14 protein-coding genes are annotated in these 16,303 nt (G+C 62.1%); 11 read left to right on the top strand and 3 right to left on the bottom strand.

Translation table 11 applies throughout. From position 1 onward, the window contains the following. Nucleotides 1–548, bottom strand: a 548-nt coding sequence (locus K0F85_RS11900) for a carbohydrate porin (RefSeq protein ID WP_219116390.1), incomplete at its 3' end; no start/stop codon positions are given. 310 nt (nucleotides 549–858) lie between these two features. On the opposite strand from K0F85_RS11900, the gene K0F85_RS11895 reads away from it, so the two are divergent. The 8 genes from K0F85_RS11895 to K0F85_RS11860 all read left to right on the top strand — a co-directional run bounded on the left by K0F85_RS11895 (nucleotide 859) and on the right by K0F85_RS11860 (nucleotide 10,677). Next, a complete protein-coding gene (locus K0F85_RS11895; protein ID WP_219116236.1) occupies nucleotides 859–2,163 on the top strand; it encodes a sugar ABC transporter substrate-binding protein in 1,305 nt (434 codons plus the stop codon). A 103-nt stretch (nucleotides 2,164–2,266) separates the two neighbouring features. Beyond that, complete coding sequence (locus tag K0F85_RS11890; protein ID WP_219116235.1) at nucleotides 2,267–3,127, top strand: carbohydrate ABC transporter permease; 861 nt, start codon at nucleotides 2,267–2,269, stop codon at nucleotides 3,125–3,127. Nucleotides 3,128–3,137: 10 nt separating this feature from the next. After that, nucleotides 3,138–3,956: a carbohydrate ABC transporter permease gene (locus tag K0F85_RS11885; protein ID WP_219116234.1), complete on the top strand. Its 819-nt coding sequence runs from the start codon at nucleotides 3,138–3,140 to the stop codon at nucleotides 3,954–3,956. Nucleotides 3,957–4,104: 148 nt separating this feature from the next. Further along, nucleotides 4,105–5,154: an ABC transporter ATP-binding protein gene (locus K0F85_RS11880; protein ID WP_219116233.1), complete on the top strand. Its 1,050-nt coding sequence runs from the start codon at nucleotides 4,105–4,107 to the stop codon at nucleotides 5,152–5,154. Beyond that, nucleotides 5,154–6,635: a mannitol dehydrogenase family protein gene (locus tag K0F85_RS11875; protein WP_219116232.1), complete on the top strand. Its 1,482-nt coding sequence runs from the start codon at nucleotides 5,154–5,156 to the stop codon at nucleotides 6,633–6,635. The genes K0F85_RS11880 and K0F85_RS11875 overlap by 1 nt, the downstream gene beginning before the upstream one ends. A 16-nt stretch (nucleotides 6,636–6,651) precedes the next feature. Then, nucleotides 6,652–7,569: an AraC family transcriptional regulator gene (locus tag K0F85_RS11870; protein WP_219116231.1), complete on the top strand. Its 918-nt coding sequence runs from the start codon at nucleotides 6,652–6,654 to the stop codon at nucleotides 7,567–7,569. Between the two features lie 55 nt (nucleotides 7,570–7,624). Continuing rightward, the gene (locus tag K0F85_RS11865; RefSeq protein ID WP_219116230.1) at nucleotides 7,625–8,551 is read left to right on the top strand and encodes an AraC family transcriptional regulator; all 927 of its coding nucleotides are present in this window, start codon (nucleotides 7,625–7,627) and stop codon (nucleotides 8,549–8,551) included. Nucleotides 8,552–8,622: 71 nt separating this feature from the next. After that, nucleotides 8,623–10,677 carry an esterase-like activity of phytase family protein gene (locus tag K0F85_RS11860; protein ID WP_219116229.1) on the top strand — a complete coding sequence of 685 codons (2,055 nt, stop codon included), beginning with the start codon at nucleotides 8,623–8,625 and terminating at the stop codon, nucleotides 10,675–10,677. A gap of 134 nt (nucleotides 10,678–10,811) precedes the next feature. Here the strand turns inward: K0F85_RS11860 and K0F85_RS11855 are convergent, their stop codons facing one another. Both K0F85_RS11855 and K0F85_RS11850 read right to left on the bottom strand, forming a co-directional pair. Then, on the bottom strand, nucleotides 10,812–12,902 hold the full coding sequence (locus K0F85_RS11855) for a S9 family peptidase (RefSeq protein ID WP_257572705.1): 2,091 nt from the start codon (nucleotides 12,900–12,902) through the stop codon (nucleotides 10,812–10,814). A gap of 118 nt (nucleotides 12,903–13,020) precedes the next feature. Continuing rightward, complete coding sequence (locus tag K0F85_RS11850) at nucleotides 13,021–13,584, bottom strand: glutathione S-transferase C-terminal domain-containing protein (RefSeq protein WP_219116228.1); 564 nt, start codon at nucleotides 13,582–13,584, stop codon at nucleotides 13,021–13,023. Here K0F85_RS11850 and K0F85_RS11845 point away from each other — a divergent pair. The 3 genes from K0F85_RS11845 to K0F85_RS11835 all read left to right on the top strand — a co-directional run bounded on the left by K0F85_RS11845 (nucleotide 13,544) and on the right by K0F85_RS11835 (nucleotide 16,278). Then, complete coding sequence (locus tag K0F85_RS11845) at nucleotides 13,544–13,909, top strand: helix-turn-helix domain-containing protein (protein ID WP_219116227.1); 366 nt, start codon at nucleotides 13,544–13,546, stop codon at nucleotides 13,907–13,909. The genes K0F85_RS11850 and K0F85_RS11845 overlap by 41 nt on opposite strands. 61 nt (nucleotides 13,910–13,970) lie before the next feature. Beyond that, the gene (locus K0F85_RS11840) at nucleotides 13,971–14,561 is read left to right on the top strand and encodes a hypothetical protein (RefSeq protein ID WP_219116226.1); all 591 of its coding nucleotides are present in this window, start codon (nucleotides 13,971–13,973) and stop codon (nucleotides 14,559–14,561) included. A gap of 451 nt (nucleotides 14,562–15,012) precedes the next feature. Further along, nucleotides 15,013–16,278, top strand: a complete 1,266-nt coding sequence (locus K0F85_RS11835; RefSeq protein ID WP_219116225.1) for an HD-GYP domain-containing protein — start codon at nucleotides 15,013–15,015, stop codon at nucleotides 16,276–16,278. The last annotated feature ends 25 nt before the right edge of the window (nucleotides 16,279–16,303 follow it).

Below are 16,303 nucleotides of genomic sequence, written 5' to 3'. Positions count from 1 at the left end.
CGCTTGTTGATATCGTTGTCCTTGAAGAAGGCATACGAGAATTTACCCGGACCCGCAGGAATGCGGTCCAGGCCGGCGCCCGTGCCGTTCATGTTGATGTATTGCAGATCCAGCATGTGGATGTCGGGACGGTAGTAGAAACGCTTGCCGATCCAGGCCGTGCCGCCGTTCAGGAAATCGAGTCCCTGCGCTTCGACATAGGCCTTGACGATGCCCAGCTTGTTGTCGCCGAAATCCGAATTCGGCGCGTAGGCATTGACCCAGATGGTGGCCAGGTAGTTCACGCCGCCGGACTTGGCGACGGACTTGGTGTAGCCGAATTCCGTGTAGGCGTCGCACTCATTGCCCAGACGGTATTTCATGGTATTGCCACCCAGGCCGAAACAGCCTTGCGAACCGCCGTCACCCGAAGTATTGCTGCCGGCGCCGGCGCGCAGGTAGCCGTGGAAGCCTTCGGCGTCGGATGGGTACATGGGGTCGGCAAGGGCGGAAGAGGTGGTGATGGTCAGGAGCAGGGCAGCCAAGGTTTTCAATGCAGTGCGGTTCATGCGGTCTCCAGAAGAATGTAGGTGGTAGCGGTGGCGCCCCGGAGGACGGACACCGCACACGGTCTAATGCCGAAAACCAAGTCTAGCAGCGCTTTTTTAACCACCCTGATACAAAATGAACAAGTGACGATACTTTCTATCAGAGTGTTGTTTTTGTCGCATATCGATACTCTTGCGCATAGTGGATTTGCAAAAGAGTATCGAATTGCGGTTTTGGAGTATCAGAAAGTATCAAAGTCCGGTGCTACATTGTGGTCGTGGTGCCAAGTACCTGAGCATTGCCAACGATAAAAAACACTGGAGACACACAATGAAACGTTCCACCATTGCCGCGCTGTGCGCCGGCTGCCTCAGTTCGTCCGCCTTTGCCGCCACTGACCTGGTCATCGCCACCGTCAACAACGGCCACATGATTGAAATGCAAAAGCTCAGCAAGTTCTTCGAGCAAGCCAATCCCGACATCAATCTCAAATGGGTGACCCTGGAAGAGGGGGTCTTGCGCCAGCGCATGACCACCGATATCGCTACCAAGGGCGGCCAGTTCGACGTGATGACCATCGGCCTGTATGAAACGCCCATCTGGGGCAAGAAAAACTGGCTGATCCCCATCAAGCCGGACGCCAGATACGATATCGACGACTTGCTGCCCGCCATACGCGAAGGGCTCTCCGGCGACGGCAAGTTGTACGCGTCGCCGTTCTATGGCGAAAGCTCGATGATCATGTACCGCAGCGACCTGGTGAAAAAGGCGGGCGTGACGATCGAAGACCGTCCCACCTGGAACCAGCTGCGCGACGTGGCGGCCAAGCTGCACGATCCGGCCAACGGCGTGTATGGCATCTGCCTGCGCGGCAAGCCTGGCTGGGGCGACAACATGGCCCTGATTACCACCATGGCCAATTCCTACGGCGGCCAGCTGTTCGACATGCAGTGGAAGCCGCAATTTACCAGCAAGCCGTGGAAGGACGCGGTCACCATGTATGTCGACTTGCTGAAGAAATACGGCCCGCCGGGCGCGGCCGCCAACAGCTTCAATGAAAACCTGGCGCTGTTCAACCAGGGCAAGTGCGGCATCTGGATCGACGCAACGATTGCCGCCTCCTTCATCACGGACCCCAAGCAAAGCAAGGTGGCCGACAAGGTGGCCTTTGCCCAGTCGCCCATCGGCGTGACGGAGCGGGGCGCCAACTGGCTGTGGATCTGGTCGCTCGCCATACCAGCCAGTTCCAGGCACCCGAACGAAGCGCAGCGCTTCATCAACTGGGCTACCTCGCCCGACTACGTGAAACTGGTGGCCAAGGAAACCAGCTGGGCCAACGTGCCGACCGGCACGCGCAAGTCGACGTATGCCAGCCCCGAGTTCCAGAAAGTGGCGAAATTTGCCGCCGCCGAAGGCAAGGCCCTGGCCACCACGCGCGCCGTGCAAAGCACCTTGCCGCCATCGCCTTATGTGGGCGTGCAATTTGCCTCCATCCCCGAATTCCAGGTGATCGGCGTGGCGGCAGGCCAGCAAATGGCGGCTGCGCTGCTGGGCAAGGTGACGGTGGACCAGGCGCTGGCATTGTCGCAGCAGACGGCTGAGCGCGAGATGCGCAAGGGCGGCTATTACAAATAAGACGTCTCCGGTCTTGCTGTGCCATTTGGTTTGTCAACAGGTGATGTGATTGGCCTTGCTGTTCAGCGGGGCCGGTCACTCCCGCTCGTCCCAAGAGTATCCTATGAAACGCATTATCCCCCGGACCTTGCTGACGCCGGCCGTGCTCGCCGTCTCCGTCATTTCCGTCATTCCGCTGCTGATCACCCTGTACTACTCGTTCGTGCGCTATTCCATGCTCGACCCGAGCGGCCATCCCTTCCATGGCCTGGCCAATTTCCACTTTTTCTTTACCGATGCGGCTTTCCTGCCAGCCTTGCAGAACACGTTTGCCCTGCTGTTTTCCGTCATGCTCATCACAGTAGTGCTGGGCACGGCGCTGGGCTTGCTGATCAATGAAGCGTTTCCGGGGCGCGCCATCGTGCGCGTGCTCTTGATCTCGCCGTTTCTCGTCATGCCGGCCGTGAATGCCCTGATGTGGAAAAACATGCTGCTCAACCCGATCTACGGCCTGTTTGCGCAAATCAGTCTATTCTTTGGCGCCACGCCCGTCGACTGGCTGTCAGCCTACCCCCTGTTTTCCATCATCATGATGGTCTCGTGGCAATGGCTGCCGTTTGCCTGCCTGATCTTCATGACGGCCCTGCAATCGATGGACCGCGAACAGCTGGAAGCGGCCCGCATGGATGGCGCCACGTATTTGCAGCAATTGCGCTACCTCTACATTCCCCACCTGGGTCGTGCCGTCTCGGTGGTGCTGATGATCGAGATGATCTTTTTGCTGTCGATCTTTGCGGAAATCTTCACCACCACGGGCGGCGGTCCTGGCTTCGACACGACCACCATCACTTTCATGATTTATCAGCAGGCACTGCTGTCGTATGACGTGGGAGCGGCCTCGGCCGGTGCCCTGTTCGCCGTGCTCATCGCCAACATCGCCGCCTTCTTCCTGATGCGCGTCATCGGCAAGAATCTGTCGAAATAAGGAGACCTTGATGCATAGCAAACTCAATCTGGTTGGCCGCACGGCCGCCGCCTGGCTGTTCGCGCTGTTGCTGTTCTTTCCCATCTTCTGGCTGGGCCTGATGGCCTTCAAGACGGAAGGACAAGCCATTTCCACGCCGCCGCTGCTGTTCTTCACGCCGACACTCGACAGTTTCCGCGAAGTGCTGGCGCGCGACAATTACTTCGGCTACGCGTGGAATTCGCTGTTTACCAGCGTGCTCTCGACGGCCATTGGCCTCTTGATCGCCATCCCGGCCGCCTATTCGATGGCCTTCTTTCCCACCGGCGGCACCATCGGCCTGCTGAAATTCATGCTCAGCTCGCGCTACATGCCCGGCGTGGGCGCGTTGATGCCCATCTATATCTGCTACCAGTACGTCGGCCTGCTCGACACGCGCATCGGCCTGACCATCATGTTCATGCTGATGAATCTACCCATCATGATCTGGCTGCTGTACACCAGCATGAAGGAGTTGCCGCGCGAAATCCTGGAGGCGTCGCGCATGGATGGCGCCACCGTGTGGGACGAATTCCGCCACGTCGTGCTGCCCCTGTCCGTCGGCGGCATCGCTTCCACGGCTCTCGTGTGCATGGTGTGGTCGTGGAATGAATCGTTCTGGTCGCTGAACCTGGGCGCGTCCAACGCAGGCACCCTGGCCTGGCTCATCGCTTCGTATTCCAGCCCGGAAGGATTGTTCTGGGCCAAATTGTCGGCCGCTTCGCTGATGGCCATCGCCCCGATCATGGCGCTGGGCTGGTTCTGCCAGAAGCAGTTAGTGCAAGGCATGACCTTTGGCGCCGTCAAATAAATGATGCCTCCATAAACCTACTGCGCGGCCCAATTTCGGCTCTCCGTTGCTCACTGTGCATCCGCACAGCTCTGCTACTCAAACCGAACTTGAACCGCTCGCTACGGTTTCTGAAAGCATCGAAAACAAATCAGAATTGAGACAAATCATGGCTTATCTTCAACTGAGCAATATCGAGAAATTCTTTGGCGAACACCGCGCCATCAAGGGCATCGACCTGGACATCCAGCAAGGCGAGTTCGTCGTCTTCGTGGGGCCGTCCGGTTGCGGAAAATCAACCTTGCTGCGCCTGATCGCGGGCCTGGAACCGATCGACGGCGGCAAGCTGTCGCTCGACGGGCGCGACATCACGGCGCTGCCGTCGTCCAAGCGCGACCTGGCGATGGTATTCCAGTCGTACGCGCTGTACCCGCACATGACGGTATTCCAGAACATGTCGTTCGCGCTGAAACTGGCGGGCGTCGATCCCGCCATCATCCGCGAGAAAGTCGACAAGGCGGCCGCCATCCTCGACCTGGGGAAATACCTGGAACGCACGCCGAAGGAACTGTCGGGCGGCCAGCGTCAGCGGGTGGCCATCGGCCGCGCCATCGTGCGCGACCCGAAAGTGTTTTTGTTCGATGAGCCGCTGTCGAACCTGGACGCGGCCCTGCGCGTGCAGACGCGCATCGAGATCGCCAAGCTGCACCGCGAGCTGGGCGCCACCACCATCTATGTCACGCATGACCAGGTGGAAGCGATGACCCTGGCCGACCGGGTCGTGGTGCTGCGCGACGGGCAGATCGAGCAGCATGGCTCGCCATTGGAACTGTATGACCGGCCCGCCAATCGTTTCGTCGCGCAATTCATCGGCACGCCCAGCATGAACGTGGTGCCGGCCGACGCGGCGCCGCAGTTGCTGGCGCAGGCGGGCAGCGCGGCGCAGGCCGATGGTTTTGTCGGCATCCGCCCCGAGCACGTGCACCTGGGCGCGGCGCAGCCGGGCAGCGTGCCCGTCACCGTCGACCTGGTGGAATCCCTGGGCGTGGAAACGCTGACCTATGTGCGCTTGCCGAACAATGTGCAGGTGGTCTCGCGGGGCGCGGAACGCAGCAGCCTGCAGCCGGGCCAGCAGACGCATTTGACGTTCGAGCCGGGCTTCGTCCATTATTTTGACCGTGCGGGCAAGACCTACGCGGCCGCGAAAGGAGCGCTGTAATGGACGCCATCGCATTAAACCAGGCAAACCTGGCGCAGCTGCCGGCCAACGTCGCCGTGCCAGCGTATGTGCGCGGCACGCTCGTGGCCAGCATTGTGCACATCGGCGTGGGTGGCTTTTTCCGCGCCCACCAGGCGGTCTACCTTGATGACTTGCTGGCCTTGCCCGGCCAGGAGCACGCGCAATGGGGCTATTGCGGCGTGGGCTTGCTGGCGCATGATGCGGCCATGCGCGACGCCATGCAGGCGCAGGATGGGCTGTACACGGTGGTCGAGCGCAGCGCGGGCGGCGATGCCGCGCGCGTCATCGGCTGTATCGGCGAGTATCTGTATGCGCCCGACGAGCCGCAAGCGGTGCTGGAAAAGCTGGCCGACGCTGGCACGCGCATCGTCGCGCTGACCATCACCGAGGGCGGCTACTATGTGAATCAGGGCACGGGTGAATTCGATGCGCAACATCCCGACATCGTGCATGAATTGGCGCACCCGCAGGCGCCGCGCTGTTCGTTCGGCTACCTGGCCGCCGCGCTGGCCCTGCGCCACCAGAGGGGCCTGGCGCCGTTTACCATCATGTCTTGCGATAACCTGCAAAACAATGGCGACGTGACGCGCAAGATGCTGCTGGCCTTTATCGCCCTGCGCGACGCGGAACTGGCGCGCTGGCTGGCCACGCACGGCAGCTTCCCCAACAGCATGGTCGACCGCATCACGCCGGCCACTACCGATGAACACCGGGCGTTGGTGCGCGAGTCCTTTGGCATCATCGATGCCTGGCCCGTGGTATGCGAGCCGTTCCGCCAGTGGGTCATCGAAGACGAATTCCCGCAGGGCCGGCCGGCCTGGGAAAAGGTGGGCGCGCAGATGACGCACGACGTGCTGCCGTATGAAAAGATGAAGCTGCGCCTCCTGAATGCCAGCCACCAGGCCCTGTGCTACATCGGCATGCAGCTCGGGTATACGTTTGCGCATGAAGCGATGCTTGACCCTGGCATCCGCCTGTTCGTGCGGCGCATGATGGATGACGAGGTCACGCCCCTGCTCGACGAAGTGGAAGGCATAAGCCTGGCCAGCTACAAGGACACGCTGATCGAGCGCTTCTCGAATCCGGCCGTGCGCGACCAACTGGCGCGCATCGGCACGGAAGGCTCCGCGCGCATCCCGAAATTCGTGCTGCCTTCCGTGCGTGAAGCACTGGCGCAGGGCGGCGCCATCACGCTGCTGGCCTTCACGGTGGCGTGCTGGTTCCGCTATCTGGAAGGCCACGACGAGCAGGGACGCGAGATGCCCTTGAACGATCCGTATGCGGTGCGCCTGCGCGCGCTGGCGCTGCAGGGCGGGACGGATGCCGCAGCGCTGCTGTCCTTGCGCGAACTGTTCGGCGACTTGAGCGACACGCCCGCCTTCACGCAGGCCGTGGCGCATGCGCTGGCCAGCCTGTATGGGCTGGGCGCGCGCGGGGCGCTGGAACAGATCGCCGCTTGAGGGGGGAGGGCGCGCCATGCCACGCAAAGCCGATGCTTCGTTGCCGCAGATGGAGCTGGAACAGCAGCGCAATGCCACGCCCGGTTTCGAGCCGAAAGGCAGTTTTGGTTTCATCCGCTACCTGGAGCACGGCTTTCCGAATTCGCTGGTGCGCTGGCACTACCACGACGAGTATGAACTGCACCTGATCGTCGAGAGCAGCGGCAAGGTTTTCGTGGGCGACTACATCGGCCAGTTCACGCCTGGCCACCTGGTGCTGACGGGGCCGCGCGTGCCGCATAACTGGGTATCGCTAGGCGCGCCGCCGGAAGGCGTGGCCTTGCGCGACATGGTGATCCAGTTTGGCCATGCGCCGCTGGCGTCGATGGCGGCCGCCATTCCCGAATTGAAGGATATTTTTCCGCTGCTGCAGCGTTCCTTGCACGGCGTGGAATTTTTCGGCGTCAGCGCACAGTCGTTGCGGCGCTTCCAGCGTATCCGCGACAGCAGCGGCTTGCCGCGCTTCATCGAATTTCTGACCCTGCTGGGCGAGCTGGCGCAGACCAGCGACTACCAGCTGCTGTCGATGGTGCCCATGCAATCGAGCGACGACGACGTGGCTCTGGCGCGCATCAGCTCGGCCATCAACTTCATCGTGCACAATTACAGCAGCCAATTCTCGCTCAAGCAGCTGGCCGAGCAGGTGGACATGCCCGAGCGTACGTTTTCGCGCTTCTTTCGCAGCGCCACGGGCAACAGCTTCACGGACTTCGTCAACCGCCTGCGCATCAACAAGGCTTGCCAGCTGCTGATGGAAACGGAGCGCTATGTCAGCAACATCTGCTACGAGGCAGGTTTTAATAATGTGGCCAACTTCAACCGGCGCTTCCTGGAATTGAAGGGCATGACGCCGAAGGAGTTTCGCCAGCAGGCGCTGGGCCGTTTTGGCGCCTGAGGTTTTTTAAGGTACATTGGATGGCACAGGCGGGGACAGCCTGGGAGAGACGAGCATGGAACACCTATGGCAGAAGGACAGCGAGCGCAAGGCGCCCGAACTGGAACGCGAAAGCTACGATGGCATCATCAATTACCTGGAACATGGCTATCCCAGCTCGCGCGTGCGCTGGCATTGCCATGAAGAGTATGAGCTGCACCTGATCGTCGCCACCAGCGGACGATTGTTCGTGGGCGACTATATCGGCGAGTTCTCGCCCGGCCACCTGGTGCTGACGGGCCCGCGTCTGCCGCACAACTGGATTTCCAACGTCATGCCGGAAGGCGGCGTGGCGCTGCGCGACATGATCGTGCAATTCGCCCACGCGCCACTGACGGGCGCCGCGCGCCTCCTCCCCGAATTGCGCGAACTGCTGCCGCTGCTGGAACGCTCCAGCTATGGCGTGGAGTTTTTCGAGATGGGAGTGGAAGCGGAGCAGCATCTGGCGCGCATCCGCGTCACGCATGGCGCCGAGCGCTTTGCCGAATTCGTCCAGCTGATGAGCAAACTGGCGCGCACCGCCAATTACCGTTTGCTGTCGAGCGCTTCCCTGCGTTCGTATGACGATGACGCCACACTGGCCAAGGTCAATTCCGTCCTCAACTACATCACGGACAATTATCGCGAGCCGATTTCGGCGGAAATGCTGGCCGAGCAGGTGGGCATGTCGCTGAGTAAATTCTCGCGCTTCTTCCGCAAGGCGACGGGCAACAGCTTCACGGATTTCATCAGCCGTCTGCGCATCAACAAGGCCTGCCAGCTGCTGATGGATACGGACCACTATGTGTCGAACGTCTGCTACGACGTGGGCTTCCAAAACGTGGCCAATTTCAACCGCCGCTTCCTGCAGGTGAAGGGCGTCACACCGAAGGAGTTTCGGCGTCAGGCCGATGGCCGTTTTGGCGGCATCGGCGGGCCCGTGGCGGATATGCCACAGGCCTGAGGACTGTCACGGGCTTGTCACTTTGAACAGTTATCCTCCTCGGCTTCAATCCCACCTTAGCCGAGGAATGCATGAACACTGCCGTAACGTCGATCCCCAAACTGACCCTGCTGGCCATCGCCGCCGGCCTGGCCCTGGCCGCTTGCGGCGGCAGCGACACGACGCCGGCGGAGCCTTCCAAGCCCGTGGCGCAAACAGGCGTGTTCCTCGACGGCGCGGTGGAAGGTCTCGATTGCGTGGCTGGCAGCGCAACCAAGGCCAGCACCAATGCCAAGGGCGAATTCCTTTGTCTCCCCGGCGATACGGTGGCTTTCAGCGTGGGCGGCCTGGTCCTGGGCTCGGCGCCATGCGGTGCCGTCGTCACGCCGCTGACACTGGCCGCCAGCACGAATGTAGCCGATGACAAGGTCGTCAACCGCCTGCTGGCGTTGCAATTGCTCGATGAAGACAGCGATCCGTCGAACGGCATCAGGCTGACAGCCGAAGTGAAGGCGGCGCTGGCGGGCAAAGCGCTGGATTTCAACGCCGTTCCCAGCGTATTCAACACGGCCCTGGCCACACATCTGGCCGCGTTAGGCGGGAAATTCGCCGGCCGCACGGTCGACGGTGAGCGGCGCGCCCTCGTGCGCGAGCATTTCGAAGATACCCTTGCTTCCAAGGTGGGCGCGCCCGTCAACGAAGCCCTGACGCAGGCCAACCCCGTGGGCGAAGTGAAAGTCACCGTGACGCGCTACCAGATCCAGGCGGCCGACAAATTCTACGTGCCGTACGAAGGTGCGAATGCCAAGGTCAAGGCGGAATTTCCGAACGGCTTCTTGCCATCCTACGGTTCGGGACTGGCCTACAAGGGCAAGAACGCGAACGGCGACCTGGAATTCTATGGCTTGACGGACCGTGGCCCGAACGGCGACGGCCCGCTGCTGTCCGACCCGTCGGGCAAGGGCAGCAGCGGCAGCAAGATCTTCCCGTCGCCCAGTTTTACCCCTTCCTTCGGCGTGATCACCGTGGGCAAGAACGGTGCCGTGCTGGCTTCGTCGACGCCGATCAAGGTGTCGGCCACGCTCAACAGTTCGGGCTTGCCCGTGCCCGTGGGCGCGGTCGGCAATTCGGCCGAGATTCCCGTCATGGATGTGATGAAATTCGATGCGGCCGGCAAGGCTGTCTTCAATGCAGGTGGACTCGATTCGGAAGCCATTGTCGTCGACGCCAAGCGTAATGCGCTGTGGGTGTCCGACGAATACGGTCCCTTCATCGTCAAGATCGATGCCGCCACGGGCGTCATCCAGGCCAAGTACGAGCCGGGCAAGGGCTTGCCTGCGCTGTTCGCCAAGCGCCGCGCGAATCGCGGCATGGAAGGCATGACCTTAGATACCAGCAACGACAGGCTGTACGCCTTCCTGCAAAGCCCTTTGTCTGACGGCAGCGCGCCCTACACGGTGACGAAGAAGAATGAACAGGTCGAGCGCTTCGCCCGCTTCACGCGCTGGATCGAGTTCGATCCGACGACCGGCACCAGCGGCAAGATGTACGCCTATCCGCTCAACGGGGCCGACTACCAGGATGGCCGCACGGGCAATGCCAAGCTGGGCGACATGGTGGCGCTGGGCGGCGGCAAGTTCCTCGTCATCGAACAGGGCGCCGCGCCGTCGGGCAAGGTATTTAATAAACTGATGCTGGTCGAATTGAAGGGCGCCACCGATATCGCGGCCGCTGCCTTCAACGCGACGACCTCGGATCTGGAGAAAAGCAGCATGGGCGGCGTGGCCGTCAATGGCGCCGACTGGACCGCCGTAACGCCGCTGAAGAAAACGCTGCTGCTGGACTTGAACGCCATCGGCTGGGCGGCGGAAAAGGCCGAGGGCCTGGCCCTGGTGGACGACTCCACCATCGCACTGGCCAATGACAATGACTTTGGCCTGAAAACCAAGATCTTTGACGCGAATGGCGTGGAAGTGGCGGACGCCGACGTGACCAAGTGCACGGTCGACGTGAACGGCGCCATCGTCACCAGCGCTGCCACCGGCTGCACCGCAGGCAACAGCATCCGCGTGGGGCGTGGCGACGACCGCGAGCGCCCGAACCGTTTGTGGATCGTGAAGTTCGCCAAGGCGCTCAATACGTATTGATGTAGTTTGACAGACGTAAAAAAGCCGCAGGCGTGAGCTGTGCGGCTAGCGTAGAGCAGGGGTCAGTCGCTTCGCGATCGGAATACGTCCCACTGGGACGTATTCCCCCGTTGGGTCTGACCCCGGATTTCAGCTTACTTCTTCGTGTAGGTATTCAACCAATCCAAAACGGTGTGATGCCACAGCAGCGAGTTTGCCGGTTTCAGCACCCAGTGGTTTTCGTCCGGGAAGACCAGCAGCTTGCTCGGGATACCCTGGCGCTGCAGCGCCGTGAAGGTGCCCAGGCCTTGCGCCGTGGGGATGCGGAAGTCCAGGTCGCCCTGCACCACCAGCATCGGCGTCTTCCAGTTTTTCACGAAGTTGACGGGATTGAACTGCTCGTGCTTGGCTGGCGCATCGTAGTACGGGCCGCCGTTTTCCCACTCGGTAAACCACAGTTCTTCCGTTGCGTAAGCCATGCCGCGGTTGTCGAACACGCCGTCGTGGTTGACCAGGCATTTGAAGCCGTCCGGCCAGTTGCCGGCGATCCAGTTCATCATGTAGCCGCCGTACGAGGCACCCAGCGCGCAGCTGCGTTCGCGGTCCAGCCATGGGAACTTCTTGGTGGCCGCTTCCAGGCCCTTCTGCAGGTCGATCAGCGGCTTGCCGCCCCAGTCGCCGCTGATGGAATCGGTGAACTTCTGGCCATAGCCGGTGGAGCCGTGGAAGTCGATGAAGACGGTGGCGTAGCCAGCGCCCGCATACACTTGCGGATTCCAGCGGTAGCTCCAGCTATTGCCAAAACTGCCTTGCGGGCCGCCGTGGACGAGGAAAGCGATCGGATACTTTTCACCGGCCTTGGCATTCCACGGTTTCATGACGTGGCCGTAGACGGTTTCGCCATTCGCGCCGGCGAACGAGAACTGTTCATATTCGCCGAAACGCACATCGGCCAGCGCTTGCGCATTCTGTTTCGTCAGCTGGACCATCGGCGCGTTTTCCGACTTTACGTCGAGTTTACGCGTGTACAGCTGCGCGCCCGAGGCCAGGTTGGCTTGCGCCAGCACGATGGTGTTGCCGCGCACGTCGAAGCCGCCCACGGCGCCCTTGCCTGTCAGCGCATTGACCTTGCCGCTGGTCGCGTCGATGTGGAACAGGCGGTGCTGGCCCACGTCATCGGCGGCGACCAGGAAGGCCTTGCTGTCCGGCGTCCAGCGGAAGTCGGCCACGGAACGGTCCCAGTCATCGGCCAGGGTGCGTTTCTTGCCAGTGGCGACATCCATCAAGACCAGGTGGAAGCGGTCCGCCTCGAAGCCCGGCTTGGTCATGGCGACATACGCCAGGGTACGGCCATCGGGCGAGTAGGTGGCTTTCGCATCCCAGGCCGGATTGTCGGCGGTGAGATTGCGCGGCGCCTGGCCGCCGGCGGCCGGTATCGTGTAGACGTCGAAGTTGGTCGACCACGCTTCCTTGCTGCCGGCCACGCGCACGGAAAAGGCTAGCGTCTTGCCGTCCGGGCTGAAGTGGTATTCGCCGTTGTCGCCGAACGGTTTCGATGGCGCGTCGCCGTCGAGGGTGCCACTCAGGCTCACGGGCGCGGCGCTGACCTTGCCGGTGGCGTCGATGGGCGCCGAGTACAGCACATTGCGCCGGCCGTCGGCCCAGGTATCCCAGTGGCGCACGAACATCTGGTCGTAGACCATGCCGCTCGCCTTGTTTTTCGCTTTTTCATCGAGGCGTTTTTTCGTGCAGGCGAGATCCGCGCAATCGAGGAAGACGCCCATGCTGAAGGCCAGGCGGTCGCCCTGCGGCGACAAGCGGTAGGTGTCGACGTCCAGCGCCAGGTCGGTGACCTTGGCCGCTTCGCCGCCATTCAGGGGCAGCTGCCACACTTGCGAAGAGCCGGAGCGGCCCGAGAGAAAGTAGATGGCGTCGCCGTTCGGCGACCATTGCGGGTCGCTGGCGCTGGCTTCGCCACGCGTGAGCTGGCGCGGCGCCGCGTTGGGCGCGCGCAGGTCGATCATCCACAGCTGCGTGTTGCCGCGGTTTTTGTCCAGGTTGGTGGTGCGCACCGTGTAGACGACGCGCGTGGCGTCCGGCGACAGCACGGGACTCCCCACGCGTTCCATGGCCACCATGTCTTCCACGGTGAAACCGCGTGGCGCGGCCAGTGCCGGATTTGCAGCAACGGCGGTGGTGGCCATGGCGGCACTGAATGCTCCTAAGAGCAGCAGACGTAAACTCATTCAAACTCCCGATTTTTATGACGACGTTATCGATATGGTATTGACGTGGCCGGCTGTACCGCCGGCAGCCCGACATCATAGCAATAAAGCCGCGCTTGCTGCGCGAGTTGACCGCCGGTTATCCGGCTGGAGTGGCCAGTTGGTCGAGCGCCACGTGACCCCGGAAACCGCCCTGGCTGGCGGCTGGCAAGCCATCCTCGATGGCGTGGGCGAAGCGGATGCCGGGGTCTTGTTCCAGCGCGGCCAGCACGCGCGCCACGTGCGGATAGTCGGCCAGGCTGGCCAGTTGCAGCGGTTCGGCCCAGCGCGCCGTGGCGGCCAGGTAGGCGTCGGCGATGGTCGGCGCGGCATCGGAGGCAAGCCAGGCGCGGTCAGCGAGCACGCGCTCCAGGTGCGCCAGGCCCTTGTTGACCTTCTCGACGGCCATCTCGCGCCAGACGGCTGCACGCGCATCGTCCGGTGCCGCGCGCGACGCCTGGAAGGCGGGAATGAAGGCGGCGTGAAGGTCGTGTGCAAAAAGGAAAGTACGCTGTTCAGGCGGTCGTACTGCGGCGTGCCCTGTGCATAGCCCAGGCCGCTCTCCGGCGCGCGCGCGGCCAGGTGCAGCAGGATCGCCATGCTTTCCAGGTAGGAAGCGAACGATGAAACAGAATGTCTCCGGCTGTGCAGTAGAAGAGGCCATGCGTTTGCTGGGCGGGCGCTGGCGCATAGTGCTGCTCAGCTATCTGATGGTCGGACCGAAGCGCTTCAGCGACATTCGCCGCGCCGTGCCGAATATCTCGCAGCGCATGCTGACCCTGGACTTGCGCGCGCTGGAAGAGGCGGGCTTGCTGACGCGCACCGTCTACGCGGAAGTGCCCGTCAAGGTCGAGTACCGCTTGACGGACGAGGGCCTGCGCCTGCAGGGCCTGGTGGAGATGCTGCGCGGCATCGGCCTGCGTTTGCGCGGGCAGGCAGACGCGGGTGGCGTATTTCTCGCGCCCGATGCCGGGCAGATGTCTGTATAGAAACAGCTGTTTTTATGCAAAGTGCTAGACTGCCGGCCTTAGCTCACTACTCTCGATACCCATGCGCCTGACTTTCTTCGCCCTGACCGCCGCCGTCCTGTTCGCCGCCTTGCCGGCCCAGGCGAGCACCATGCCGACACTCGAACAAATCCACGCCGCCGTGCAGGCGGGCGTGGCCAAGACACAAGCCAGGACGCAATCGAGCATGCCGTTCGCCATCAAGGTCACCAGCCTGCAGGGTTGCCAGGATTCGCTGGAAGTGCCAGGAGAAGTGGTGTGCCTGGTGCGCATGAGCGCCGGCATGCGCGATGGCTTTAATGTATTGCCCTTGCGTAAAGAGGGCGACACCTGGGTCGGCGTCGAACGCAAACGCGCCAAGTTCGCGGGACCGTCGCCGGCCGAGGCGCAAGCCATGGTCCGAGCGTGGGCCAAGGAAGAAGTGGCACGCAATCCTGAACTGGCCAAGGATGCGCAGATGCAGGATGCGCAGAGCACCATGCAAGTCACGGCCATGAACGAGTGCGAAGTCAGGCGCTCGACGGGCTACGTGGCGTGCGACGCAATGCTGAGCATGCCGAGCCGTCCTGAAGGCATCAAGACGGAACTGACCTTCATGCTGGAAAGCGCCGGCTGGCGCTACGTGCCGCGCTAAGCCGCAGGCCGCCACACCGCTCGCACACCCAGCTGCCGCGCGCCAGCGGCCGCATCCCCGCATCCCTGCCCAGGTCCCGCCGCGCGTCCGCCCGAGCGGCGCGGGCGGCAGGCAGACACTTCTCTTTCCCATAGCGCCAGCACCTGTCCCGGACGCCTGAGCTGTTCTGCCATGGCGCTGGCGTACTTTCTTTCCTGCCCCTTTTGCCCGTCTAGTTGCCCGTGAGTCGTTGGCAGGATACATGCCATCCACCGAAGTCAATATGGTTTAATTGATATATTTATTGATTTAATATTTTATCATAGTATAAATGATAGAATTGGTGACTATTCTTGTATTTGTTGTGATTTGGCCAGTAAAAGTAATTTATTCGGTTTAATCGTTATATTTCGGCGTATGATATTGATAATGCGCAAATAAATGCTGCGATCTGAATGTCTGGAGAACTGTCTTGCTGAAAAAAATATCGAGTAGCGAACTGGTGCTGGGAATGTATGTCGAACGCCTGGGCCGTTCCTGGCTCGATACCCCGTTCTGGACGCGTTCATTTTTGCTTGACTCGCCGGCTGACCTGGCGCGTATCCGCACGGCGCGCCTTTGCGAAGTGTGGATCGACACGGCGCGCGGCCTGGCGCTGGCGGCACCGGCACCGGCATGCTTCGCGTCCCTTGCTGTGGAGCCGCCAGTCGCCGATGCCAAGCCCGCAGCCGCAGCCGTAGCCGTAGCCGATACTGGCGCCGGCGCCGAGGCTGACCCGCCCCGTTCGCGCGACGAGGAACTGGCACACGCCCGGCGCCTGATCAAACGCTCGCGCCAGGCCGTGCAGACGATGTTCGACGAGGTGCGCATGGGCAAGGCCCTGTCTGCAGCGCAAGCTTATGAACTGGTCGACGATATCGCTGCCTCGGTGCAGCGCGGCGGCGACGTGCTGATCGGCCTGGCGCGCCTGAAAACCGCCGACAACTACACGTATATGCATTCGGTGGCCGTGTGCGCGTTGATGACGGCGCTGGCCAGGGAGCTGGGCCTGGCACCCGAGCAGGTGCGCTCGGCCGGACTGGCGGGATTGCTGCACGATATCGGCAAGATGGCCGTGCCATTGGCCATCCTCAACAAGCCTGGCAGCCTGAGCGAAGCGGAGTTTGCTTCCGTGCGCGCGCATCCGGTCGCCGGCCACCGCATGTTGCAGGAAGTGGGCGAGATCGATCCGGTGGCGCTCGACGTGTGCCTGCACCACCATGAAAAACTCGATGGCAGCGGCTATCCCAAGGGTTTATGTGGCGAGGAAATCAGCCTGTTTGCGCGCATGGGCGCCATCTGCGATGTGTATGACGCGATCACCTCGAACCGGCCGTACAAGCAGGGCTGGTGTCCGGCCGAGTCGCTGCGCCGCATGGCAGCTTGGCGCGGCGGGCATCTGGACGCGCAACTATTTGCCGCCTTCGTCAAATGCCTGGGCATCTATCCGCTGGGCACCCTGGTGCGGCTGCAATCGGAACGCCTGGCCGTGGTGGTGGGACAGGTGCCTGGCAAGCCGCTGACCTCGCCTACCGTGCGCGTGTTTTTTTCCATCCGCGCCGGCACCTGCATCGCCCCGACCGTCATCGACCTTGCCGCACCGGGTTGCCAGGAGCGTATTGTTTCCACGGAAAGCGCAGCCCAGTGGCGCTTGCAGGACGTCGACCGTTACTGGGCCGGCGAGCCTGCCATGGCATGACGGCGGTCACGCTCGTAATAAAGTA

Origin of the sequence: Janthinobacterium sp. UMAB-56 (genome assembly GCF_900095265.1) — a bacterium.
Classification (GTDB): domain Bacteria; phylum Pseudomonadota; class Gammaproteobacteria; order Burkholderiales; family Burkholderiaceae_D; genus Janthinobacterium.
This window is presented reverse-complemented; position numbering and strand designations above follow the sequence as displayed.